The organism is Pectobacterium carotovorum, from assembly GCF_033898505.1.
Classification (GTDB): Bacteria; Pseudomonadota; Gammaproteobacteria; order Enterobacterales; family Enterobacteriaceae; genus Pectobacterium; species Pectobacterium carotovorum_J.
Genome location: NZ_JAXAFK010000001.1, coordinates 929,486 through 946,420 on the forward strand (window position 1 = coordinate 929,486; position 16,935 = coordinate 946,420).

Below are 16,935 nucleotides of genomic sequence, written 5' to 3' on the forward strand. Positions count from 1 at the left end.
GCTGCCTGGAGAACAAAATGACGAAACACTATGACTATATCGCGATTGGTGGTGGTAGCGGTGGTATCGCCTCAATCAACCGTGCGGCGATGTATGGGCAGAAATGCGCTTTGATAGAAGCGCGGGAGTTGGGCGGGACTTGCGTCAATGTGGGGTGTGTACCGAAAAAAATAATGTGGCACGCTGCGCAAATCGCAGAGGCCATTCATCTTTATGGCCCAGACTATGGCTTCGATACCACATTAAACCGCCTCGACTGGACTAACTTGCTAAAAAACCGCAGTGCCTATATCGATCGTATTCATACTTCATACGAAAATGTGTTAGGTAAAAACAAGGTAGATGTCATCAAAGGTTTTGCCCGGTTTGTGGACGGACATACGGTGGAGGTCAACGGGGAAACGATTACCGCTGACCATATATTGATAGCCACCGGTGGTCGCCCTAGCCATCCCTCTATTCCGGGGGCGGAATACGGAATTGATTCAGATGGTTTTTTTGCGCTTGAGGCGCTACCGGAGCGCACTGCAGTTGTTGGTGCAGGCTACATTGCTGTTGAACTGGCAGGTGTTCTCAATGCATTGGGGTCAAAAACCCATTTGTTCGTACGTAAGCATGCGCCTTTGCGCAGTTTTGACCCGTTGCTCACAGAAACACTGGTTGAAGTCATGAACGTCGAAGGCCCAACGTTGCACACCCAAGCGATCCCCACTGCAGTGGTCAAAAACCAGGACGGCAGCCTGACACTGAAGCTGGAAGATGGTCGTGAACAAACGGTTGACTGTTTGATCTGGGCGATTGGCCGTGAGCCAGCCAATGACAAGTTGAACGTTGAGATGGCGGGTGTTGAACTCGATGAAAAAGGGTACGTCAAAGTTGATAAATATCAGAATACCAACGTGCCGGGTGTTTACGCGGTGGGTGATAATACCGGTGCGGTTGAGTTAACACCGGCAGCTGTTGCTGCGGGCCGTCGCCTTTCAGAACGCTTGTTTAACAACAAGCCGGATGAGTATCTGGATTACAACAATATCCCCACAGTCGTCTTTAGCCACCCAACAATAGGTACCGTTGGCCTGACTGAACCCCAGGCGCGTGAGGAATATGGTGATGATCAGGTGAAAGTTTATCAGTCATCTTTTACCGCCATGTACACCGGCGTGACGCGTCATCGCCAGCCATCCCGCATGAAGCTGGTATGTGTGGGGTTGGAAGAGAAAATCGTCGGTATCCACGGTATCGGTTTAGGCATGGATGAAATACTGCAAGGCTTTGCTGTTGCGCTGAAAATGGGAGCAACGAAGAGAGACTTCGACAATACCGTGGCAATTCACCCAACTGCGGCAGAAGAATTTGTCACGATGAGATAAGGGTGAGTAGTGCCATTTAGCACGTGACGGGAGGGCCGGAGGTTTGTTAAACAACGGCCCGTAATGAGTACGTATTATATTGAGATAAGAATGAACAAATACATCCTCGCGTTATCTGCTGCACTTATCGGCTCGCAGGTTCAGGCAGCAACGCCCGCAGCGCTTCCCGCACCGGTCAAGCAGTTGGAAAAACAAGGTATAGAAATAATCAAACCCTTCACGGCTCCAGGCGGGGTCCAGGGCTGGTTGGGAAAATATCAGGGAACGGGGGTGACAATTTATCTGACCCCCGATAAAAAACATGCCATATCAGGTTATATGTACGATGAGAATGGAAGTAACCTCAGCGAACAGGTCATAAAAGAGGAGATTTACATCCCTGCTGGCCGCGAGATGTGGAAAACACTGTCCAAAGCTGCCGGTATCACGGAAGGCAGTAATAATGCAAATTGCCAGATTGTTGTGTTTGCCGATCCCTTCTGTCCTTACTGTACAAAATTCAGACAGGACGTGCAGCCCTATATTAAGGACAATAAAATCGCTTTGAAAACGCAGTTAGTGGGTGTCATGCAGCCCGACAGTGGCCGTTACGCGGCTGCGATATTGTCTTCTGAAAACCCCGCGAAGGTCTGGCAGGATTTCGAGTTGTCGGGTGGCAAAAACAAGCCTGCACTTTTGGAGAAAACGCCGCAGCCGATTTTCTCGCAGATCCAATACAACCAGAAATTGATGGAAGATGTGGGGGCAAGCGGTACGCCAGCAATTTATTATCTTAACCACGCCAACATGCTTCAACAGATCGTCGGTCTGCCGGACCAGGAACAGATGGCCAATCTTATAGCGTGTAAATAGTTTCTGAGTCACTGGCTGCGAAATGGGTAAATTCACACATGGATGTGGGGATTTTATGAGTACACCCCTTAAAATCCTATTTTTATCTTGTGCTTATGTGGCTATCAGATCTTTTCGCTATGTGTTTTGTACTGCTTTAGAATGGCGCAGCGCAAAGTGAACGGATTGAAATGTAAATCAGCTACCCTAACTAACGAAACCCGATGCAACCTGGAGAAAAGACATGAACAGAGCTCAATTGTTTTCTTATCTTTTTTTAACGGGATTTTCCGTTATAGCGTTTGCCTGTCAGGGAGGTGAAGGCGGGAAAGGCGGAACTGGAGGAAAAGGGGGATCCGTGGTAATCGTTAATCAAAACGGTGGGGCTGGTCTTAATGGAAAAAACGGAAAATCTGGGATGAATGGTTGTCCCGGTGGAACTCAGGCCGCACCCGATGGGCATTTTTATCTGCGAGGAACACATGAGCAATGTAACCCGTTTCACGCCAAAAAACAGAAATCACAGGCCACAGCGTCACTGATTGAGAGCACATAATGTAAAGCCTTGCCACCGTCTAAAAAACTCTGGTCTCTTCACCCATTATCATCAGATGTGTCAGCTATCACACCGCCAAAAGATAAGACTCATTTGCTCATGTCAAAAGAGCAGGTAAAAGTGTACTCTTATGAGTAAATTGCAGGGGTAACAGTTTAACTCAGCTGATATTGTCTTTGGATGAAGATGGAATGCTCTATGCCTAAACGTATAAAAAACAGCCGCTGGTCAGGTTACGATCCCCGCTATATCTATTCTCTCGTCGTCCGACGTTACTTTGTTGAGATGAAGACCAAAACTGAGATTGCTGAAGAACTCGAGATTTCGAGATTTAAAGCGGCGCGTCTTATCGATGAGGCAATAAAGGAAGAGTATGTGAAGTTTCTCTTTCCAAAGCAGCAACTGCTTGACGAAGAGATCGCACTTAATCTCTGCGGAAAGTATGGTCTGCAGAAGGCAATCGTGCTTTCCGTGTCAGAATCCTGGTCCAATCAGGAAGAACTGAATGAGAAGCTGGGGGGTATCACTGCAAGTTATCTCAACAATAATCTCGCTGAGGGAATGAAGGTTGGTATTGCCTGGGGACGCGTTTTATCCAGCACAGTGAGTCAACTCACCAGCTTGCCGGCATTAGATGTTGTTCAGCTATCTGGCGTTCATCCGGGCATTGAATTTAGCCAGGGCCCGATCGACCTTATCCACAGACTGTCGACTATCTCTCAGGGCAAGGCACATCCTATGTATGTGCCGATGTGGGTGGATGATGAAAGCCTGGCCCAAAAACTGGCCAGTGATCCGGCTGTGGTGGATACCCAACAATATTATTCTCAGCTGGATGTTGTCATCACCGGTATTGGCGCCTGGAAAACGGGCTCATCCAGTTTGTGTGATATTTTTCCCGAGTCGTGGCAAAAAAATCTGTTTGAGAAAGATATCGCTGCGGATGTCTGCATTACTCTCGTTAACAGTAAAGGCGAGATCCTTGATAGCCCGATGAGCCGTCTTGGGTTTGGTATTTCAACCGAACAATTGCGTAACACGAAAACCGTGATTGGTGTGGCGGGGGGAGAACAGAAGTATGAAGGCATCGTCGCTTCACTGAAGTCAGGCCTTTTAGATGTGTTAATCACTGACTTCGATACTGCGGTGAAGCTTGTCAATTCCTGATTGAAATAGATCCCGGAACATCAGCAACAGGGGCGTAGCCCGCGCCCTTGATCACCTTCCTCTCAGGCATGCATTAGGCACTGCTATCAGTCATTCTGTAAACCCTCATGACTTAGATCAGAGCATTGCCAAATCCTCTGACATAGGTCAGTCCGCATATATAAACCTTCAAAAAATCCATCATCCCTTTGATTTATAATAAAAATTTTACTTCCCCTCTCCGGTTGACTTGATTGATCTAAACGATGAATTACTCGATATTGCTCATATGAGCAATTATTTGCGTGCACTTATGCATTTATTTTGTGATCAGCTTATAACTTTTGCATGTTTTCTGTTTGCGCGGAAAATTGGCATGCTATAAATGCTCATGTGATCGATTATATTTGCTCTAATGAGCAAAAAGGCGAGGTGAAAAGGTGAGTACAGTCACTATTAATGTTGCAGATGGTGCAGCATTCAAAAATTACGATGAGGTGCTGCAGCACATCCATGAAAAGCTGTATTCAGAAGGGATAGTGAAAAAGACCTATCTGGCAGCACTGCGCGAACGCGAAGCCATGTATCCAACCGGTATTTTGCTTGATGGTTATTCTGTGGCGATCCCTCATTGCGACAGCAACCAGGCCAACAGCCCGTCGATTTATATTATTCGCTTACCTGAACCGGTTCAGGTTGATCAGGCTGATGGCGACGATAAATTGTGGGTCAAACTCATTATCAATTTGGTCGTTACCGATCCGGCTAATCAGCTGCAACTGCTGAAGGCCCTTTTTAGTAATCTTCAAATGGAAGACTTTTATCAAAATTTACTTGAGCTTCCTTCCGAGAAAGCGCAGGCACTTTTTATTTCCACCGTCATGCAATAAGAGTTCAGGAGCATAATGATGATTAATATCCTCGTAGCCTGCGGGAGCGGTGTCGCAACGTCAACTATCGCTGCTGATGAAGTGAAATCCGTGTGTACAGAATATGGCATTACTCAGTTCAAAATAAATAAATGCAGCATGTCAGAACTTCCTTCTGAATTACAGAATGCTGATGTGATTTTAACCACGAATAACTACAAAGGTGATATCGGAAAACCGCATATGAGTGTGGCCGGGTTTATCACCGGGATTAATGAAGCTGTGTTACGAAAAAAACTAGGGGATTTATTAACAGAGCTGGCTAAAAACTAATAAGAAAACACAGGGGATGACAAGATGGACATGTTAAAAAACATAATGCTAACGATAACAAGCATGGGGGCAACGGCAATCCTACCACTTGTCATCTTCATTTTGGGTTTGGTTTTCCGCATGAAAGTCGGTGCTGCCATTAAGTCTGGTATCACCGTGGGTATCGGTTTTATTGGTTTAGGTTTGGTTGTTAATCTGTTGAGTACATCCCTGCAGCCGGCAATTGCCTACTATTCAAAACTGGGAAGCGGATTCACTGTGGCTGATATCGGATGGCCTGCGGTGGGCGCGGCTGCATGGGTGGCACCCTTTGCCGCTTTAGTTGTTCCAGTGGGTATTATTCTTAATTTGCTACTTGTTCGTCTTAAATTAACCAAAACGCTGAACGTTGATATCTGGAATTATATGCACTTCCTGGTTCCCGGCGCGCTGGCCTATTTCGTGTTTGACAGCTTCTTTATCGGTTTTGGCGTGGCAGTCGCACTTAGCGTTATCGCTCTGTTTATTGGCGATTTAATTGCTCCCCGTTGGCAGAAATATTATGGCCTGGAAGGGACGACCTGTACCACCATGATCCATATAGGCTGGACATTACCTTTTGCACTGCTGGTCAATAAAATTATCGACCTGATCCCCGGCCTGAACAAGCTCGACGTTGATTTGGAGAGCGTACAGAAACGTCTGGGTGTGTTTGGTGAACCCGCTATCATCGGTGTCATTGTAGGTTGTCTGCTTGGACTGCTGACGAAACAGCCTGTGACCACTATTGTCCCGATGGCAATGGGGGTGGCTGCGGTAATGGTGCTCCTGCCTAAAGTGGTGGGTGTCCTGATGGAAGGACTGTCTCCAATTGGGAAAAGTGCCAAAGAGATTATGCAAAAGCAGATGGGTAAAGACGCCGAACTGAACATCGGTATGGACTGTGCCCTGGCACTGGGCGACCCAGCGACCATCACCGTCACCGTTATCACCATTCCGTTGACCATGCTTTGCGCACTGATTTTACCGGGGATCATGATTTTCCCCATCGGCGTTCTGATGTCAATCATCTATATGACAACCATGACCGTAATGGCCAGCAACGGAAACGTCATCCGCTCAATTATTTCAACCTTACTGTTCAGTATTGTCGTGATGTATTTAGGAGGGTATGTGGCTCCGGGTGCAACCCAATTCCTGCATGGCGCAGGTGTCGGCTTGCAGGGGCAGGGTACTGACTTTGTACTGACTGGCCCGTGGGAAGTATTGACGTATTGGTTGAGCACTGTATTCCATTGATTTTAAAAATGAGGTTTGCTTACCATGGCACAGATTTTACCATCAATTTTTGGCGCGAATATCTTAAGTCTGCAAGATGAGCTCCGTTTTTTAGAAGAAGAGAACACTGAAATATTGCATGTTGATTTAATGGATGGAACCTTCGTAAATAATATTGCCTTTGGGCCGAATCAAATCTCTGCAATGAAAAAAGCCAGCAAAATGACTTTCGACGTACACATGATGCTGGCTAATCCTGAAAGACATATTGATGATGTTATTAATACCGGCGCAGAAATGATCTCAGTGCATTATGAATCAACGCCGCATGTGCATTTTATTTTACAGAAAATAAAAAAGGCCGGGCGAAAAGCCGGTGTGGTCATCAATCCGGGTACGCCTGAAAGTGTTCTGGAATATTTGTTGGACGATATTGATTACATCCTGATTATGACCATTAACCCGGGGCAACCCGGGCAGACTTTCATCGAGAAAAGCCTCGAGAAAATTAAGAAAACCAGAGAAATGATTGCTGGCCGACACATTCAAATTGAAGTCGACGGTGGCGTTAATCTGGAAATAGCGGAAAAAGTACAGGAGGCGGGTGCTGATTTAATTGTTGTCGGTGGCGCATTATTTAATGACAACCCTAAAGCAAGCTATCAGGCCTTAAAGTCTGTCATGCATTAAGTATCCAACATACATTCACGCGCTCTTAATTGAGCGCGTAATCATTATGTAGACCGCAGACGTGGGGGATTTCTCTCACGTTAAGTACAAAGATTCAGGAGAACAACCGATGAGTCATTTTGAAGGTAAAGTTGCGCTAATTACCGGTGGTGCGCATGGGATTGGTAAAGGAATTGCAAAACAATTCGCCGAACGCGGTGCGCATACCGTCATTGTCGATTATAACGAGGCTAATGGCATCAAAACTGCGGAAGAACTGACCTTTGGCAATGTTAAATCGCTCTTTGTCAAAACGGACGTCTCTGATCCGCAGGCACTGGCTGAAGTGCGCAGAAAAGTTATCGAAACTTATGGCCGTATCGACATTCTGGTTTTGAACGCAGGTGTCGCTTTTGCCAATAAAGTCAAAGACATTACTTTCGAAGAGTGGAACAAAACACTCTCAATCAACCTGACGGGTTTATTCAATACGGTCAAAGCATTTTACGATGACTTCTTAACTAACCAGGGTTCAATCGTTTACATCTCCTCCGGTTCTGCGCTGTCAGGTACTGGCGGGGGGGTGAGCTATCCGGCCAGTAAAGCGGGGGGTGAAGGTCTTATTCGTGGTCTGGCGAAGGAGTTGGGTCCAAAAGGTGTTAACGTCAACGCTATTGCGCCGCGTCTTATCGACACCGGCGAAATGATGCGTGTTAATTACCCGACGCAGGCAGATTTAGACGCAGTACTGGAGAAAATTCCGGTCCGTCGTCTGGGCACAATCGATGATGTCGCAAACCTGGCCATCTTCCTTGCTGATAAGTCAAACTCTTACATCCAGGGACAGACGATCCTCATGGATGGTGGCCGTACAATTGCCTGACCGGAGGAAAAGAAAATGGGTGTTCAGGAAAATACTGTCAGTATTCTCAGGGAACTGGAGCAAAACGCGCTCAATATCGACAATGATCAGGCACAGCATTTTATCGGGAAGATCCGTAATGCGAAGCATATTTTCCTGCAAGGTGCAGGGCGCAGCGGTATTGCCATCCGCGCGTTCGCTAACCGTTTATTGCATTTAGGCTTCTCGGTCAGCGTAGTTGGGGAAATTTCATCACCTCATACGAAAGCGGGTGATTTGTTAATTATTGGTTCAGGCAGTGGCGAAACAGGCAGTCTCAAGAGCCTTGCGCAGAAAGCCGTTGAGTGTGGTGTCGACGTGGCGCTGGTCACCATGAAGAAAGACTCTGCGATTGGCCAGTTGGCCAACTGCGTACTGGTATTACCGGGAACGGTCAAAACTGAAAACGATCGCACTCCGGGCCAGTTTTCGCAGCCAATGGGTTCCTCTTTCGAGCAACTCTGCTTTATCACCTACGATGCCATCGTGCTTGAACTCATGGACCAACTGCGTGAAACCAGTGAAACCATGTTTAAACGACACGCTGATTTTGAGTAATGACACTGAGCGCTTCGCCGGAAGCGCTCATTCGTTTATAACATCACATCATTAAAATTAACGTGCTGAATGTGTTGCCCTGCATTGTCTCTGCGTATACCTGAGATGTAAAAGTCTGCCATTTTTTTTGCCCTCTCGCCGCTGGCACGTTAATTAAACGCTGAAACAAAAACGGCCAGCTTAGCTGGCCGTTGGATGCGTTCTGTTCGGAATGAGTGCCCTAAGCCTGGGCTTCAGCATGCTCCCATGCGGCTTTGCGAAGATCTGCGGGTTTAAGGTCGCGTGCAGGAATGATCACACCATCGCATTTACCCTGTCGGAACACCGTAATGGTATCTGCCACGTCCAGCAATTCCTCTTCCTCACTCGATACCACGATGACGCAGCAGCCTTTATCCGCCAGCTGATGGATGATGCGATAAATATCCGCTTTTGCCCCAATGTCGACGCCTTTGGTCGGCTCATCCAGCAATACCAGATTGGCGTTTTGCGCAATGACCCTGGCGAGCAGAACTTTTTGCTGATTGCCTCCGGAAAGCGATTTAATCGGTCCGCTCAGCGTTCCCAGCGTATTCATCTTGCTCAGCAACTCAGCGGCGGCCTGCCGCGCAGCGCTGTGACTGACAAATCCGCCAGAACGGAATTTTTTCAGAACCGGCAGCATGGCGTTGGCATAGCTCGACATCTGAGGAATGAAGCCATCTTTTTTACGTTCTTCTGTCAGGTAAGCAATCCCCTTATCAATGGCTTTTGCCGGTGAAGAAGGATGGTATTCTTTGTGACCCAGCCGGATGTCACCACCGGTAACGGTTTCCAACCCAAACAGCGTCTGGCACAAGCGCGTCCGGCCTGCGCCGGCCAGCCCGTATATACCCAAAATTTCCCCGCGATATGCCTCAAGGTTGATGCCTTTCAGGCGATCAGTCTGCAGGTTGGTGACCGAGAGCCAGGGTTTGCCCATCGCGCCGCGGATCAGACTACGGCTGTTAGACGGCGCCTGATAAGCATTTGCATCGCCCACAATAGCGTCAATGATGGCGCTTTTGCTCAGCGTTTTTTTGCCTTCGTTATAAATCACTCGGCCGCCGCACATGACGGTTGCTTCATCACAAACACCCAACACTTCGTCTAATTTATGAGAGACCAGCACTACGCCAATCTGCTTTTCGCGTGCGATACGTTGTACTGCCTGCAGCAGTTCTTCTGCCTGCGCACCTTCCAGCGCGGTCGTCGGTTCATCGAGGAATAGAAAACGGGCGTCGCGATCAAGGTTAGAAACCACTTCCAGCATCTGCTTTTCAGGATGTGACAGATTTTTGACCAGCGCGGTAGCGCTGAAACTCAGATGGTAATCATTTAGTACTTTCTCGGTATGCGCGATCATACTTGCATCATCTATAAAGCCACTGCCTTTACGACATTCACGTCCGAGAAAAAGGTTTTGCCAGACGCTCATGCCGGGAATGAGACGGAGTTCCTGATACACACAAGCAATACCTTTGTTGAGTGCATCCCGTGGCGAAGCAAGGTGCACCGGCGTTTCGCCGATCATCAGCTCTCCACTATCCTGCGTGTTAACGCCCGCCAGGATTTTCAGTAGCGTTGATTTACCCGCCCCATTATGGCCAAAGAGGCCGTGGATCTCGCCAGGCTTTACGCTGAAATCCACACCGTGGAGAACCTGCACACCCGAAAAACCGATTTTGACCTGCTTCGCCACATAATTCATCATTCTTCGCCTTTCACTTAAGTCAGTATGCTGAACCCATTACCGATGCTGCGTTGTCTTTGGTGACCAGCAGCGGTGGGTTGTTGATCATGGCTGGAACCTGTTCACCGTTCAGACTCTTCCTGGCATTTTCAACCAGCAACTGAGCCAGTTTAACCGGCTCCTGAATCGCACCGGCTTTCAATATGCTGTTGTTCTGAACGGCTTTGACGCCTTCTTTATCCACAAACGCATACAGCTTCACTTTGTCACTGACCCCCAGTTGCTGGATTGCCGCCAGTGACCCGAGCGCGGAAGGTTCGGTGTCTGAGTACACGACGTTAATTTCTGGCCTGCCCTGCAGCATTTCAGTGGTGACTTTCAGGGAGGTTGTTTCTTCTACTTTGCCATTGACCAGCGCGACGAACTTAATGTTTTTGTTGGATGCCACGGCTTCCTTGAAGCCTTCATCACGTGCATTTGCGGCAATGGATGTTGGTTCTCCCACGATACCCACTGTCGCAGTGCCATTTTCACCAATGTCTTTCAACAGCTGCTGGCCAATGAGCTTGCCGCCTTCACGCTGATCGGTCTGAACACCTTGAACCAGCGTGACGTTTTGCTGCTTCATCCCCTCGGTATCCGGAAGGATGTTGATGGCAAACGCCGGAATTTTTGCCTGATTAAGCTGGTTTATGATCGACACGCACGGGCCTGAGGAGACGCAGTTCACTGCGACCGCATCCACTTTCTGTTCAATGAAGTTCTGCACCTGCGAAAGTTGCTTGGCGTCGTCATTATCAGCAATCGAAATTTTTACGTTCAAGCCCTGTGCCGCTGCATTGTCTTCAAAGCTTTTTTTCATGGCAACGTAATAAGGGTTGGTGAGGTTCGGCAGCGTAACGCCCAATGTTTTTTTGCCGGCACCCACGGTGCTTTCAGTATCCTCACGGTTACAGCCGGCGAGCATGCAAGACAGTGCGACTATCGCTGCACCTGCGGTGATTGTGGTACGGAGTTTCATGTTTATCTCCTGGATATACGTAGGTCAGGGTTTAAGAAGCGTTATTGTTGTGTTTTGCGTGACTTCCTGACTTTGAGCCAGGGGATCACGATTTTTTTCGAGGTACGTAAGGTATCGAAGGTGACGCCGAACAGAATGATCAGGCCGATGACCAGCGGCTGCCAGTAAGCACTGACGTTCAGCACGTTCATCAGATTCGATATTGAGGCAATAAGCATGGCGCCAATCATCGCGCCGATAAGGCTGCCAGTGCCGCCAAACAGACTGACGCCACCGACCACCGCACCCGCGATTGAGAAGAACAGTTCGTCACCACGGCCCGCCGTCGGATAGCCTGTCATCAGACGCGATCCATAAATCAGGCCGCCGCATGCCGCACAAAGTCCGGAAATTGCATACACCAACAGGGTGATGCGTGGAATGCTGATCCCCGATAAGCGTGCAGCATCTGCGTTACCGCCTACCGCATAGATGTGAGTCCCGGTGATGGTGCGGCGCAGGAAGATGACACCAATAACAATGGCCAGCAGCAGCGCTATGACAGGGAACGGAATACCCAGCGGTTTTGACTGACCGATGAGGCTGTAACCAATTTGCGTCACGCGTATCGATTCGGCGCCGGTGATAATTTGTGGTATGGATGCCGCAACCCCCATCATCGCAAAGGTGACAATGAATGGCGGCACGCCGGTGCGTTCGATTATCAGACCATTTACCAGCCCACTCAGCGCACCCACCGCCAACACGATGGGTACGGCAAGCTGCCACGGAATGCCAAATTTCTCCATCAGCAACGCCGCAACCACGCAGGTCATCGCCACGATGGAGCCGCAGGAGAGGTCGATACCCCCGGTCAGCAGGACAAAGGATTGTCCCAGGCAAAGGAAGCCGATGACCGCGCCGTTCAGAAGCAACACCATCATGTTCGAAACAGTCAGGAAGTTAGGTGTGGCGATAAACCCGCCCAGCATGACCAGTAAGAAAACCACGGCGATACCCGCTTCTGCAGGGACTTTGAGCGGCTGCTTAGGCGGTTTGATTTTTGCAGGGGTAGTTATTGAACTCATTGCAGCTCTCCTGATAATGCATTGGCATAGGTAACGTAAGCGTCCAGGACATGGCGCGCATCTTGTTGTGGCTCGGCCACTTTCTCGAGCGGCACACTCCAGCGATCGGCCATTTCAATATTTGTACATCCCAGCACGGCAGCGGCAGCCTGAATGGCTGCACCCGCGGCTGCCGTTTCACCCACCGGAGAAATCCAAACGGGCTTGCCCGTCAGGTCAGCCAGAATCTGACGATAGGCGCGTGACTTTGCGCCGCCGCCGGTGACAACAATGCGACCGTCGTCAGTGAAGCCATGTTGTTTCAGTACCAGACCGCCCGCCAGCAGGCCGCACAGTACGCCTTCCACGGTGGCGCGAGCCATATCCTGCATCGTTGTGGTGGTACGTAATCCGCGCATGTGTCCCGTGGCGTCAGGAAGGTTGGGGGTGCGCTCGCCGTCCAGCCACGGAACAAGCTGAAGACCGTTGGCGCCGGGTGGCGAACTCAGCGCGAGCTCGTCGAATTCGTCAGGGGTAACGCGCAGCATTTTGCGAAATGTATCGGTGACTTTGGCGGCGTTCAGCGTAGTAATCATGGGGATAAAGCGATCGGCCGCATCGGCATAACCGTTGATGGTGCCGGTGCTGTCGGTAATCCCTTTCCTGGTGATGCCATATAACGTACCGCTGGTCCCGATAGAGATACCGGTATCACCGGTTTTCAGGTTCATACCCAATGCGGCAGACATGTTATCGCCGGTCCCGACACCCACGATTGCACCCGCCAGTTCCTCCAGCTCAGGCATCAACTTCACCACGCCTGCAGGTTGATGCGACGGGATGATAGTGGGCCAGCGGGAAATCCAGTCAATTTGACTGTTAACCACCGCTGCCAGCTGTGGTTCCCAGCGATTGGTGAAGGGGTTGAAGTAACCCGTACCGGATGCCCCGCCGCGCTCGCACACAAAGCTACCGCTCAGACGGTAAACCAGATAATCAAACGGCAGCATGATGCGGTGGGCTTTTTCCAGCAGCCCCGGATAATTTTGTTCTGTCCAGGCCAGTTTAGAAATGGTCATTGCTGGCCCCGGAACAGAGCCCGTCAGGCGTGCCCATTCTTCCGGAGCAATCTTCTCGCACAATTCACGCGCTTGCGGTGCAGACTCCGTGTCATTCCACAGCTTCGCAGGACGCAGCGGGCGATCGTGATTATCAAGCATGACGAGGCCGTGCCCCTGGCCACCGACAGCCAGACCTGCAATACGTGGCCACCATTGTTTTAATTCAGTGAGCGCGGAGACTAATGCATCCCACCAGGCTTGCGGATCCTGCTCGCTACACGGCGGTGTGGTCGGTGGATGCAACTTACGAGCCTGTGCGATCACCTTGCCATTTTCAAGACTACGCAGCATGACGGTACAAGACTGGGTGGAGGAATCTATACCCGCAACAAGGTCCTGTTTCATTGAACTACCTCTGAACTATCGTTAAGAAATGACAGAGCTGAAAGCGATAACTGAATGACAAGCAAACTGGGTTATGGTTTTAGATACTCAGTTTTTTGCTCATATGATCAGTTTTGTTTGCTCGTTTGTAAGATATAAACAATACCCACCGTAATAAATTCGTCAATTGTCGTGTTAAGGGAACGTTACGTAGCTCTCACTTTTAGTTTCACCTGGCAGCTCTGATGGTATGTTCGTTTGAACAGTGAAATAACCTTGATTTTTTGCGGTCTGGTAGAAATTAGCTCTGAGCTTGATCTTCTGTATGGAGTTTAAGATTGTTTATTTTGGCAAGGGCAGTTATTTGAAGGGGTTTTATTTGCAAATAATCAAGTGAGATGAACGTGCTGGGGATGTGATACAGAAAGCTCATAATAAATGGTCTCAATGTTTAAGAGACGGTTAATAAAAGCAATTTCCCGCATACATTGGCAGTATGCCATGGTTTATCCGAAATCAAACGGCACTATGATAATAACCTCAGGGGGATTGTTGAGTTAAATGAACTTTTCGCCTCAACCAGATCTTGTTTCCACATTTCTGATGTTACCGAGATATCCTGCGGCAAAAAATGCGTGGTGAGAATGCCTATCTGGCTATGAGAAATGACTGTGGACCGATCATTTCTATGGCTGTTTATGCAAATTAAAACAGGGTCCATTAGCTGAACCCTTTTTCAAAATTACCAATTAGTCACATCCTAAGGTTCATACCATCTGCTACTGGCGGCCCCTGACATAGGGTGGCACGAATTCCTCTCTGCATCTGTCCAAATAATCTGACCACCATTGCATCATCGCTTTACGGGCATCGAGATATTCTGCTTTATGGATGTAAGCCGCTCGAACGCTGTTACGCTCCTGGTGACTCATCTGCCGTTCAACCGCATCCTGCGCCCATAGGCCAGACTCCATCAGGGCACTACATGCCATTGCCCGAAATCCGTGGCCGCAGATTTCATCTTTTGTGTCATAGCCCATCAGGCGTAGCGCCTTATTGACCGTGTTTTCGCACATCGGTTTATACGGATTATGATCGCCGGGGAATATAAGTTCCTGATGTCCGGATATTTCCCGTATCTGTTTCAGAATAGCAATAGACTGACAGGAGAGTGGAACGATATGTGGAGTACGCATTTTTGCACCACGGCCAGAGTAGCGGACGCCGGGGATGGACTCGCGAGTGGCAGGAATGGTCCAGATTCTATTTTTGAAATCGATCTCAAACCAACGGGCGAAACGCAGTTCGCTGGAACGGATGAATAGGTGAAGGGTGAGTGAGACAGCCAGGCGGGTTAACTCTCGTCCTTGCTTGTAGTCCTCAATGCGAGTCAACAGTTCCGGTAGTCGCTCCAACTGAAGGGCGGGGTAATGACGTTTAACTGGCGGGGCGATGATACCCTCCAGATTTGCCGCGGGATTGTGCTCTATCAACTCCTGATGCACAGCATGACGCATTATGTTGCACATATGCTGCCGGGTACGTGCTGCGACTTCCAGCAGACCTTTTTTCTCAATGCTTTTCAGCAGGTCGATAAAGTGACGAGGTTTCAGTTCAGCTACCGGCAAGTGTCCAATCACAGGGAATATATGATTGTTCATGCTGGCAAGCAGGCGGGATGCGTGGTTCTCAGACCATGTTCGGTTGCTGTTATGCCACTCCAGTGCCACATGTTTGAAGGTTTTTTCTGGTGTGGAAGTGGTTCTTTCAGCAGAGCGCTGTTGTGCTGGATTGATATTTTGCGCGAGGAGTTTACGGATACCATCACGCTGTTGACGAGCATTAGCTAAAGACACGTCAGGGTAGGCGCCTAAGCCAAGGCGAGATTCTTTTCTATTGATACGATATTTGAGATACCAGAGACGTGAACCGCCTGGATTAACCAACAGGTACAGACCATGGGAATCGGAAATTTTGAAGGGTTTAGCGGATGGTTTTAAGTTGCGGATTTTTGTGTCGTTAAGAGACATTTGGGGGTCACTCCGTCATCGAACCAACATGACCCCAAATCTGACCACCAAATTCTCCCGATGCGGAGGAAAAACTAAAAATGCATCGGGAAGATTTTTCGCGCTAACTTATTGAATCTAAATCACATAAGGATTCGCAAAGAGGCATGAAAACAAGAATTTGGCTCCTCTGACTGGACTCGAACCAGTGACATACGGATTAACAGTCCGCCGTTCTACCGACTGAACTACAGAGGAATCGTGTGAACGGGGCGCATGATATCCGCCACCCGCGGTACTGTCAACGGCAAAATCAGCTTTATCGTCTGACTGTTTAGGCTATGTACAATTCGCTGTTTTTTTATGAGTTAGTAAATGGATGGCGCACGGTAATTCGTGCTGCTTTGCCAGCTTTTTAGACGGGCGAGCGGATCCTGCCGATAGAATTTTTGGAAGCAGCGGTATAGCTCGGGGAAACGCTCGTCGAGAAGTTCGGGGGCGCTGAAGAAGTATTCCGACAGCACCGCAAAGCACTCTGCCGGATCGTGGACGGCGTAGGGATCCATGCTGGCGGCCTCTTCGCCGACCAGATCGATTTCTTCCTGCAAGGCATCCATCGCGCCATGCAGATGCTGTTCCCAGACGGCAATCTCACGCAGCGGAATCAGGGGGACGCCCGTTGCTTCGCCGCTGCTGCGAATGTCCAGCTTGTGCGCGACTTCATGAATGATGAGGTTGAAACCGGAGAGATCGAAAGAGTCTTGTACTTCCTGCCAGTTGAGGACAATCGGTCCCTGATCCCAGCTTTGCCCAGACTGGACTATTTTTCCCGTATGCACGAGTCCGATGTCGTCTTGCCACTCTTCTTCAACAATAAACGGGCCGGGGTAAACCAGAACTTCGTGGAAGCCATCTAACGCATCCATTCCCAGCGACAACACCGGCAGGGAAAATAACAGAGCGATGCGCTGCTGCATGATTTCCGTTAACGCCAGTTCCTGCAACGGAATCAGGCGCTTTTGCTTCAGAAACTGATCGGCAAGAGTGACCAGTTGCTGAAGCTCTTCATCGCTTAAGGGCGCGAGAAGCGGGATGGAAATCGCAGCTTGCCAGTGTTCAAGCGTCTGCACCTGAGGTTGAGTGTTTTTCCACGGCCATTTAATCATTGTTATTGCTCGTTAAGTCGTCACTTGAATTTAAAGGCGAGGGCGTG

At 49.2% G+C, this 16,935-nt stretch carries 16 protein-coding genes and 1 tRNA gene; 10 read left to right on the top strand and 7 right to left on the bottom strand.

Features of this window, described 5'->3' with window-relative positions; translation table 11 throughout:
* Positions 1-17 precede the first annotated feature (17 nt).
* The 10 genes from gorA to hxlB all read left to right on the top strand — a co-directional run bounded on the left by gorA (position 18) and on the right by hxlB (position 8,490).
* Positions 18-1,370 carry a glutathione-disulfide reductase gene (gene gorA, locus R9X49_RS04030; protein WP_032693568.1) on the top strand — a complete coding sequence of 451 codons (1,353 nt, stop codon included), beginning with the start codon at positions 18-20 and terminating at the stop codon, positions 1,368-1,370.
* A gap of 90 nt (positions 1,371-1,460) precedes the next feature.
* The gene (gene dsbG / locus R9X49_RS04035; RefSeq protein ID WP_032693652.1) at positions 1,461-2,222 is read left to right on the top strand and encodes a thiol:disulfide interchange protein DsbG; all 762 of its coding nucleotides are present in this window, start codon (positions 1,461-1,463) and stop codon (positions 2,220-2,222) included.
* 223 nt (positions 2,223-2,445) lie between these two features.
* The gene (locus R9X49_RS04040; RefSeq protein WP_046373124.1) at positions 2,446-2,757 is read left to right on the top strand and encodes a hypothetical protein; all 312 of its coding nucleotides are present in this window, start codon (positions 2,446-2,448) and stop codon (positions 2,755-2,757) included.
* Between the two features lie 198 nt (positions 2,758-2,955).
* Positions 2,956-3,924 carry a sugar-binding transcriptional regulator gene (locus R9X49_RS04045; protein WP_015697025.1) on the top strand — a complete coding sequence of 323 codons (969 nt, stop codon included), beginning with the start codon at positions 2,956-2,958 and terminating at the stop codon, positions 3,922-3,924.
* Positions 3,925-4,343: 419 nt separating this feature from the next.
* Positions 4,344-4,793 carry a PTS galactitol transporter subunit IIA gene (gene gatA / locus R9X49_RS04050; RefSeq protein WP_020439342.1) on the top strand — a complete coding sequence of 150 codons (450 nt, stop codon included), beginning with the start codon at positions 4,344-4,346 and terminating at the stop codon, positions 4,791-4,793.
* 18 nt (positions 4,794-4,811) lie between these two features.
* Positions 4,812-5,105 (top strand): PTS sugar transporter subunit IIB, encoded by a 294-nt coding sequence (locus R9X49_RS04055; RefSeq protein WP_024359913.1) that lies wholly within the window; start codon positions 4,812-4,814, stop codon positions 5,103-5,105.
* 24 nt (positions 5,106-5,129) lie between these two features.
* The gene (locus R9X49_RS04060; RefSeq protein ID WP_020439340.1) at positions 5,130-6,383 is read left to right on the top strand and encodes a PTS transporter subunit IIC; all 1,254 of its coding nucleotides are present in this window, start codon (positions 5,130-5,132) and stop codon (positions 6,381-6,383) included.
* A 24-nt stretch (positions 6,384-6,407) separates the two neighbouring features.
* Complete coding sequence (gene rpe, locus R9X49_RS04065; RefSeq protein WP_048284445.1) at positions 6,408-7,052, top strand: ribulose-phosphate 3-epimerase; 645 nt, start codon at positions 6,408-6,410, stop codon at positions 7,050-7,052.
* A 109-nt stretch (positions 7,053-7,161) separates the two neighbouring features.
* A complete protein-coding gene (locus R9X49_RS04070; RefSeq protein WP_032693571.1) occupies positions 7,162-7,914 on the top strand; it encodes an SDR family NAD(P)-dependent oxidoreductase in 753 nt (250 codons plus the stop codon).
* A 15-nt stretch (positions 7,915-7,929) separates the two neighbouring features.
* Complete coding sequence (gene hxlB, locus R9X49_RS04075) at positions 7,930-8,490, top strand: 6-phospho-3-hexuloisomerase (protein WP_024359910.1); 561 nt, start codon at positions 7,930-7,932, stop codon at positions 8,488-8,490.
* Between the two features lie 220 nt (positions 8,491-8,710).
* On the opposite strand, the gene R9X49_RS04080 is transcribed toward hxlB, so the two are convergent.
* The 7 genes from R9X49_RS04080 to mtfA form a co-directional block, all read right to left on the bottom strand.
* The gene (locus tag R9X49_RS04080) at positions 8,711-10,219 is read right to left on the bottom strand and encodes a sugar ABC transporter ATP-binding protein (RefSeq protein WP_020439335.1); all 1,509 of its coding nucleotides are present in this window, start codon (positions 10,217-10,219) and stop codon (positions 8,711-8,713) included.
* Between the two features lie 22 nt (positions 10,220-10,241).
* On the bottom strand, positions 10,242-11,222 hold the full coding sequence (locus tag R9X49_RS04085) for a substrate-binding domain-containing protein (protein WP_024359909.1): 981 nt from the start codon (positions 11,220-11,222) through the stop codon (positions 10,242-10,244).
* 41 nt (positions 11,223-11,263) lie between these two features.
* A complete protein-coding gene (locus tag R9X49_RS04090) occupies positions 11,264-12,289 on the bottom strand; it encodes an ABC transporter permease (RefSeq protein ID WP_032693575.1) in 1,026 nt (341 codons plus the stop codon).
* Positions 12,286-13,734: a xylulokinase gene (gene xylB / locus R9X49_RS04095; RefSeq protein ID WP_038423128.1), complete on the bottom strand. Its 1,449-nt coding sequence runs from the start codon at positions 13,732-13,734 to the stop codon at positions 12,286-12,288. Before xylB ends, R9X49_RS04090 begins: the two co-directional genes overlap by 4 nt.
* 758 nt (positions 13,735-14,492) lie before the next feature.
* Positions 14,493-15,743 carry a tyrosine-type recombinase/integrase gene (locus R9X49_RS04100; RefSeq protein WP_032693577.1) on the bottom strand — a complete coding sequence of 417 codons (1,251 nt, stop codon included), beginning with the start codon at positions 15,741-15,743 and terminating at the stop codon, positions 14,493-14,495.
* 161 nt (positions 15,744-15,904) lie between these two features.
* Positions 15,905-15,980, bottom strand: a tRNA-Asn gene (locus R9X49_RS04105).
* 110 nt (positions 15,981-16,090) lie between these two features.
* Positions 16,091-16,888, bottom strand: coding sequence for a DgsA anti-repressor MtfA (gene mtfA / locus R9X49_RS04110; RefSeq protein WP_319847297.1), 798 nt, complete (start codon positions 16,886-16,888; stop codon positions 16,091-16,093).
* Positions 16,889-16,935 lie beyond the last annotated feature (47 nt).